1 protein-coding gene is annotated in these 4,102 nt (G+C 35.8%); it reads right to left on the bottom strand.

Annotated elements, in window-relative coordinates; all coding sequences use genetic code 11:
- Positions 1 to 81: 81 nt before the first annotated feature.
- On the bottom strand, positions 82 to 3,126 hold the full coding sequence (locus V7183_RS02580; protein ID WP_335358606.1) for an efflux RND transporter permease subunit: 3,045 nt from the start codon (positions 3,124 to 3,126) through the stop codon (positions 82 to 84).
- Positions 3,127 to 4,102: the final 976 nt, after the last annotated feature.

The following is a 4,102-nucleotide window of genomic DNA, read 5'->3' as shown; positions in this document are numbered from 1 at the left end:
AAGTGAGATACTGTGACATTATATATAATAGTAGAAAGAAAAAACGTTATCTTCTGTTCTGAAGATAACGTTTTTTTCGTGTTAAGTTCGTGGTGTATCTATAGAAGAGTCAACTTTTCTGCGTGACCGTCTTTTTTTACCGATTTTATCTAACAATTCATACATAACTGGAACAACTACCAGTGTCAGTACAGTTGAAACTGCTAAACCGCCAATTACGACAACGGCTAAACTTTTAGACACCATACTGCCGGCTTGTGATTGACTGAATAAAAGTGGTAACATCGCTACTATCGTTGTAATAGCTGTCATAATAATTGGTCGTAGCCTTGTAGAACCTGCTTCTAGTAAAGCTTCCCGCGTCGTCATGCCACTCTCTCTATTTTGTTGAACACGTTCTATTAATACGATGGCATTTGTAACTACGATACCAATTAGCATTAATCCACCGATTAGTGCGTTTAAATCGACTGGTGTTCTTGAAATGATTAATCCTAAAATACCGCCAACAGCAGCGAGTGGTAAAGAGAATAAAATCGCAAATGGGGCGCGTGCTTGCCCGAAAGTAATGACCATAATTAAATAAACAATCCCGATTGCGATACCCATGATTTTGAATAAATTTGTAAAGTCTTCTTGCATGGATTCAGTTGAACCAGCAATTTTAACTTTCGCGCCGTTTGGTAGGTCTAATTCTGAAATAGCTTTGTTCACTTCAGTGTTTACTTTACTTAAATCTTCATTTGTTGTTTCGGCAGTTATTTGAATGGTTTCTTTCCCGTCTTTATGGAAGATCTCTGTTTGTAATTGTTTCTCCGAAATAGTTGCAATGTCTTTTAAAGGAATCGGTCCAGCTATAGGTGACAAGATATTTGTGTTAAGAATGTCTTCTTTGTTGCTTATCTTTTCTTTCTTATTTTCTAACATGATAGTTGTTTTCTCATCGTTGATTGTCAGTTGACCAATCGGTGATGTCTTCATTAGGAATGAAACTTGTTGTCCTGTTGTTTCTGGTGTTAATCCAACTTGTTCTGCTTTCGTTTGATCAATATGAATTTGCCATTCTTTTTTTGATTCTTCAATATTGGTTTTTACTTTAGAAAGACTGTCTATACTTTTTAGTTTTGTTTCAACGATATCAGCAGCTTTTTTTAAATTTGCTTCGTTGTTTGCTGTCACGTTAAATTGCAAGCTGTTTCCACCGCCAAAATTAGAATAGCTTGTTTTGATATAATCGAATTCGGCTGGTTTAAAGTCTGTATGCTCTTTTTTAAATTTTTCGATATATTGATCGATATCAGTTCCTTTTTTGAAGAGTACAAACAGAGATGCAAGGTTGTTTTTAGTTGTTTGTCCCCACTGTGCATCCTCAGCGCTTGAACCCATTTTTAAGATAACGTCTGTTACATCATCATTAGAAAGTAATTTTTTTTCAAAATCAAAGGCTTTTTGCTTTCTAGATTCAAGGTCGTAGTTCGTTGGGAATGTCATATTGATTGAAAGCATCGTATCGTCTTCTGATTTTATATTTGCTTTTGGTAGTAATATATAAGCGGCAATTGATCCGGCAAATAATAAGAAAGAAGAGAATAAAATAATAAACTTATGCGAAAGCGCCCATTTTAAAGTAGCTGTATATTTTCTTGAAGGTTGTGTACTTCGTTGTCTTGTTTTTTTGAGTAATAAAAATGCCATAAGTGGAACAACCGTTAGTGCGACAACTAATGAAGAAAGTATAGAGTATACAACTGCTAATACCATAGGTAACATAAATTTACCAATTGAGCCTGATACAAGACCAATAGGTAAAAATACAGCGACTGTTGTTAATGTAGAAGAGGTAATAGCGACAGCCACCTCTTTTGTGGCATCTAGAATGATGTCTTTTGAAAAGTGGTCTTTTTGTAAACGACGGAAAATATTTTCAATGACAACAATACTATCATCAACAAGGCGTCCAACAGCAACCGCTAGCCCTCCAAGAGTTAAAATGTTTAACGTCACATTAGATTGATCAAGTAAAAAAAGTGTTAGTAAAATTGATAACGGAATGCTAACAACAGCAATCAGTGTTGTTCGAATACTACGTAAAAAGACTAAAATGATAAATGTTGCAGCGATTGCTCCTAAGATTACTTCTTTTCCCATACTTGTAACAGCGTTTTCGACTTGTTCGTGAGTAGAGGATAGTAACTTAATTGTGTAAGTATCCTTATATTCTTTACTTATATTTTTAATTTTTTTATCGATTTCTTTCCCGATTTCAACGGCATTTTTGCTAGGTTCTTTCATAATAACTAATGCAGTTCCCTCTTCGCCGTTTATATGTGAAACAGCGTCATGATGTTGTTTTGCTTCTACTTGAGCTATATCTTGTAATTTTACTTGAGGTACGAGTGTAATGTTCTTTACTTCATCTACATCTTTTACATTTCCAATGATGCGAAGGGTGTGGTCTTCGTTGTTTACAGTGACCTGTCCAGCTGGAGTGGAAGTTTCTTTTCCTTGTAAAGCAGTCAATACTTGCTGAGATGTTACGTTTTTATCTTTCATTCGATCTGGGTCTAATACGATAGATAGCTCAGATGTTGATTTACCGTAATACATGACGTTAGCAACGCCGTCGATACTTTCAAGTTGTGGGATGATTTCTTTTTCAATCTGTTTTTCATCAGCTTTTGTAAAACCATTCTGTTTTTGAATGGTAATCTGTGCAAGTGGAATCATAGAGGTGTTAAGTTGGCTGACGACGGGTTTTGTAATTTCTTTTGGAAAATTCACGTTGCCAGTAATCTTTTCGACTTCGCGTGCTGCATCTTTCATGTTGGCTTTAGATGTGTATGCGATATCGATACGCGATAAACCTTCGTAAGTAGAAGAGGTAATCGTATCAACATGTTCTAGATTTCGAAATTGTTTTTCGAGAGGTTCAGTTACCTCTTTTGTCATTGTCTCAGCGTCTAAGCCTTGAGATAATGTAGTAACAGTTATTGCGGGGTTATCGACACTAGGTAGAAATTCCATTGGTAATTTAGAGCCAGAATAAATGCCGAGTACAGAAATGAGAAAAACCATGATAATAATAGCGGCTCGGTTTTTTAATGAGAACTTTGTTAACCTATCCATAAATTAATTCCTCCGTTTAAGTTGTTTTTGTAGTCCACTCTGTTACTATATAACAAAATCTGGATATTTTTCATTAAATAAATGTAAAAAAATTCTAAAAATATTCTTAAGCATGAGAAGTGTCTTGTGATCCTTTTGGGGGATTTTAATCACTGAGAGAAATCTCAATATTGAAGAAGTGCTAATTTAGGAAAAGAATGTTTTAAAAATGGGGGCGTAATAGATAGTGGGAAAGTAAGAAGTGGAAATGCTATTTATCCCGCTATTCGCGGGCAGTAATACTCCCACCTCAAAATTCGGCGAAAGCATTATCCAGCTCTAGCGGCTAGAATCTCCGGTCGTTTCGCCCCCTCGGACGAGGCAAAAAGCGCCTCTCTGTCGGAGGCTCCAACGTCCTGCGATTCTGAGCGAGCCGCTTCCGTTTTTCTAAAGAAGTTAGGTAGGAGATAAACTGCCCGTAAAAGCCCGATTGGTGAGGGCTGATAATGAGTGGGGGATGAAGACCCCCACTCATTAATGTTTCACTTTATCGCATACTAATGAGAGAAAATACTTTTGTTTCAAAATTCAGTAGAAGTACAGAGGTTAAATAGGAGATAAGGTGTTCTTAAAAATCTAATGATTAGTGAGGATGAAGAAAGTTTCTACTGAATTTAATGTTTCAATTAGAGTTGGTTTTGTTCACCGATTAGGAAGCAAATAGAGGAATGGATGTATGATGAAACAAAGTTTGTTAAGTAGGATATGATCCTAATGAATAAGGAATAATGGCGTCATTGATTAGGGGATAAAATAATTTTATATTTTTTTATAAAATCACTTGCTATTTAAATGACAGGGTGATATATTAATAAGCGTCGCTGATGCGGAACGGCAGAAAGCGAAAAAATAAAAAACTTGGTTGACATCGAAAAACGAAGATGCTAACATAAGGAAGTCGCAAATGAGCGACAAACGAGTTCTTTGAAAACTGAAC

Source organism: Bacillus sp. JJ1127, from assembly GCF_036965845.1.
Classification (GTDB): Bacteria; Bacillota; Bacilli; order Bacillales; family Bacillaceae_G; genus Bacillus_A.
The sequence above is the reverse complement of the archived record's forward strand: the minus strand, read 5'-3'. Positions and strand labels throughout refer to the sequence as shown.

Bases quoted from the DNA above. Each gene is read 5' to 3' on its own strand.
- V7183_RS02580 (WP_335358606.1), bottom strand. From the start codon at position 3,126: ATGGATAGGTTAACAAAGTTCTCATTAAAAAACCGAGCCGCTATTATT.